General features: G+C 39.3%; 12 tRNA genes. 5 read left to right on the forward strand and 7 right to left on the reverse strand.

What is annotated here, in order from left to right:
* Nucleotides 1-268: 268 nt before the first annotated feature.
* The 7 genes from DO88_RS00510 to DO88_RS00480 all read right to left on the reverse strand — a co-directional run bounded on the left by DO88_RS00510 (nt 269) and on the right by DO88_RS00480 (nt 1,403).
* Nucleotides 269-344: transfer RNA gene (locus DO88_RS00510), tRNA-Val, on the reverse strand.
* Between the two features lie 61 nt (nt 345-405).
* Nucleotides 406-481, reverse strand: a tRNA-Val gene (locus DO88_RS00505).
* Between the two features lie 32 nt (nt 482-513).
* Nucleotides 514-589: transfer RNA gene (locus DO88_RS00500), tRNA-Val, on the reverse strand.
* Between the two features lie 48 nt (nt 590-637).
* Nucleotides 638-713, reverse strand: a tRNA-Val gene (locus DO88_RS00495).
* A gap of 153 nt (nt 714-866) precedes the next feature.
* Nucleotides 867-942: transfer RNA gene (locus tag DO88_RS00490), tRNA-Val, on the reverse strand.
* Nucleotides 943-1,099: 157 nt separating this feature from the next.
* A tRNA-Val gene (locus DO88_RS00485) sits at nt 1,100-1,175 on the reverse strand.
* A 152-nt stretch (nt 1,176-1,327) separates the two neighbouring features.
* Nucleotides 1,328-1,403 (reverse strand) — tRNA-Val (locus tag DO88_RS00480).
* A gap of 1,161 nt (nt 1,404-2,564) precedes the next feature.
* Here DO88_RS00480 and DO88_RS00475 point away from each other — a divergent pair.
* The 5 genes from DO88_RS00475 to DO88_RS00455 all read left to right on the forward strand — a co-directional run bounded on the left by DO88_RS00475 (nt 2,565) and on the right by DO88_RS00455 (nt 3,400).
* A tRNA-Ala gene (locus tag DO88_RS00475) sits at nt 2,565-2,640 on the forward strand.
* Between the two features lie 37 nt (nt 2,641-2,677).
* Nucleotides 2,678-2,753 (forward strand) — tRNA-Glu (locus tag DO88_RS00470).
* A 144-nt stretch (nt 2,754-2,897) separates the two neighbouring features.
* Nucleotides 2,898-2,973, forward strand: a tRNA-Glu gene (locus DO88_RS00465).
* 93 nt (nt 2,974-3,066) lie between these two features.
* A tRNA-Glu gene (locus DO88_RS00460) sits at nt 3,067-3,142 on the forward strand.
* Between the two features lie 182 nt (nt 3,143-3,324).
* A tRNA-Glu gene (locus DO88_RS00455) sits at nt 3,325-3,400 on the forward strand.
* The last annotated feature ends 47 nt before the right edge of the window (nt 3,401-3,447 follow it).

Genomic DNA, 3,447 nt, shown 5'->3' on the forward strand with positions numbered 1-3,447 from the left:
TTATACCAACCTGCATAAATCTTTGATCAATTTAACGAATTAAATTGCACTATAACGTCGTTAAAAATTTTTTATTTAGAACAACTAGATACAAAAATTTTTGCCTAGTTCTAGCGTAATTTTCTTAACGTTAAATAGACCCCATATATAAGCAGATTGGTATTATATATTGAGTTTTTATGAAGTTATTAAATGTATTTAATATGGGAAGAAAGAGTTATTACTAGAGAAGTTATTATTAAAGGAGTTATCTTATAGTACTTATATGTGGTGGGTGATACTGGACTTGAACCAGTGACCCTCGCCTTGTAAGGGCGATGCTCTCCCAACTGAGCTAATCACCCACATATAATAGGTATGCCTGTTATTTAATTCTTTATTATCAATTAACCGCTTGATGTAATTTGGTGGGTGATACTGGACTTGAACCAGTGACCCTCGCCTTGTAAGGGCGATGCTCTCCCAACTGAGCTAATCACCCAAATTACATTTTAATATGCACCATTCTAGGAATGGTGGGTCGTACTGGACTTGAACCAGTGACCCTCGCCTTGTAAGGGCGATGCTCTCCCAACTGAGCTAACGACCCATATTAAATTTTAAAACGCGACTATTGATATAATAATAGGTTTATATGTGGTGGGTGATACTGGACTTGAACCAGTGACCCTCGCCTTGTAAGGGCGATGCTCTCCCAACTGAGCTAATCACCCACATATAAATTAAAACGCTACTATTAAAATAAATAGTACTGGACTTTAACCAGTGAACCTCGCCGTTACTTGTAAATAGCGGTGATGCTCTCTTTTTTCTAACTGAGCTAACGACCCATTTAGATTTTCTTGTAATATGCACCATTTAAGAAATGGTGGGTCGTACTGGACTTGAACCAGTGACCCTCGCCTTGTAAGGGCGATGCTCTCCCAACTGAGCTAACGACCCATATTACATGCTACTACCTAGATAGTACTGGACTTTAACCAGTGAACTTCGCCATCTTTTATAAAAGGCGGTGATGCTCTCTTTTCTTGTAACTGAGCTAACGACCCATATTACAATTTTAAAACACGACTATTAATATAGTAATAGGTTTTATATGTGGTGGGTGATACTGGACTTGAACCAGTGACCCTCGCCTTGTAAGGGCGATGCTCTCCCAACTGAGCTAATCACCCACATATAAATTAAAACGCTACTATTAAATAAATAGCACTGGACTTTAACCAGTAAACTTTGCCGTTACTTGTAAGTAGCGGTAATGCTCTCTATTTTCTAACTGAGCTTATGACTCATATAGAATTTAGATGTGAACACTTTAATTAAAAAGTGGTGGGTGATACTGGACTTGAACCAGTGACCCTCGCCTTGTAAGGGCGATGCTCTCCCAACTGAGCTAATCACCCACATCTAAACAACATTGCATTGCTGCGTTGTTGTGGGGCGCTATTATAGATAGAGTTGAAAATGTGTCAACACTTGAATGATAAAAATGTACTGAACGAAGGTTTTATAAACAACAGGATACGATTGAAGTCTATTTTATCATCAAATTTAAGGTTGCAGTTCAATTAAACACCTAAAAGTGAGCAGGGAATTGTAGTTCTATTAATCTTAAATTTAGTTTTACGATACTCATTGTTTTTTATTGGAGTCGTTTTTATGACTATGAACAAGATGAATTAGCATTAGGGCAAGTTATTTAGTAAATATAGCTGGCCTTTAAAAATGAATTTAATTTAAACTTCCCAAAACAAATGATATTTACAGCATCCTAAAATCTATTTTTATTTTTGTACTTGCTTTATTTTTATAAGCCAACCTAGCCAAATCGTAAATACTCATACTTCACTAATAGCCTTCGGATTAAGACTAAATAGATCACATATAACTAGTGCGTGTTGACCTTTGTGGATTGAACCCAAAGGGCAGCGCATGTTTGGACTTTATGCGGCGTTATCGCCTATTCATGGGGAATAACCACACTACATAGGCTCTGCCTTGCCTGAAACCAAACATACTGCTGCAAATTCACCCACCAAAGATCAACGCGCCCTGAAGTTTTGTAGATAGAATTACGAAGCTACAATGCTCTTTTAAAAATGCTCTTCAAACAATAATCGAATTTTTTAGTACGAGTTACGCTGGTTATTAAGCAAGTAAAGGCTGCGGGTACTCTCAAACCCACATTTAAACTTTGGTTATTATAAGCAATTGTAACTTTTAAAAGATTAAGGCGATTGGCGAGGCCTTAATTGGTAGTTTTTAGATAAGTTTAATTTGCATATAAATGTATACCTTTGCTTTGGTGAAATTTTGTTTCATTAAATGGGGGAGTGGGGGCTATTGGGTATTCGTTGCAATATAGTGATGTTATTATAAGCAGTAGGGTTAGAATCTTATTCAAATTGTATTTTTTAGCACGCTTGATAGCCAGTTTGTTGAAAATTAAACCATTTAAATAAAGCTAGGTAAAAAACTGTTGACTTTATTTTGGGTGGTGCATAGAATGCGCCCCGCACTAAGCGATACACGATGTGTTTATCACGACGGGTATTGATTAAGTTGGGGCCATAGCTCAGCTGGGAGAGCGCTTCGCTGGCAGTGAAGAGGTCTGCGGTTCGATCCCGCATGGCTCCACCAAAAATTAGTGTTTTGTCCTAGGGTAGCAGTTTTCTGTGTCCCCATCGTCTAGAGGCCTAGGACACCGCCCTTTCACGGCGGTAACAGGGGTTCGAATCCCCTTGGGGACGCCACTTAACTTTTATTAGTTAAAGGCGGTTTTACCGAGAAAATAGCGTCACAATTAAAGCTCGAGTCTTTATTTGTATTAAACGCAATTACCTTAAATCTCATGATGTGAGTTAAACTTATCAACTGTCCTAGTGACACATTTATGTGTCCCCATCGTCTAGAGGCCTAGGACACCGCCCTTTCACGGCGGTAACAGGGGTTCGAATCCCCTTGGGGACACCACTTACTTATTTTTAATAGGAAAGTGAAGTGTTATTAAGAAAGCTCGCCTGAAACGAGTCTAAAAATTCAGTTGTCCTAGTGACACATTTATGTGTCCCCATCGTCTAGAGGCCTAGGACACCGCCCTTTCACGGCGGTAACAGGGGTTCGAATCCCCTTGGGGACGCCACTTATTATTTTAAGTATTGTGTAAAGCAGTGTGACACCGCACTCTCTATGCACGACGTTATCAAGAGTACTAATCTCTTGGGGACGCCACTTACTTGTTTTTAATAGGAAAGTGAAGTGTTATTAAGAAAGCTCGCCTGAAACGAGTTAAACTATTCAGTTGTCCTAGTGACACATTTATGTGTCCCCATCGTCTAGAGGCCTAGGACACCGCCCTTTCACGGCGGTAACAGGGGTTCGAATCCCCTTGGGGACGCCACTTACTTATTTTTAATAGGGAAGTGAAGTGTTATTAAGAAAGCTCGC

Source organism: Pseudoalteromonas sp. S3431, assembly GCF_000690035.1.
GTDB lineage: Bacteria > Pseudomonadota > Gammaproteobacteria > Enterobacterales > Alteromonadaceae > Pseudoalteromonas > Pseudoalteromonas fuliginea.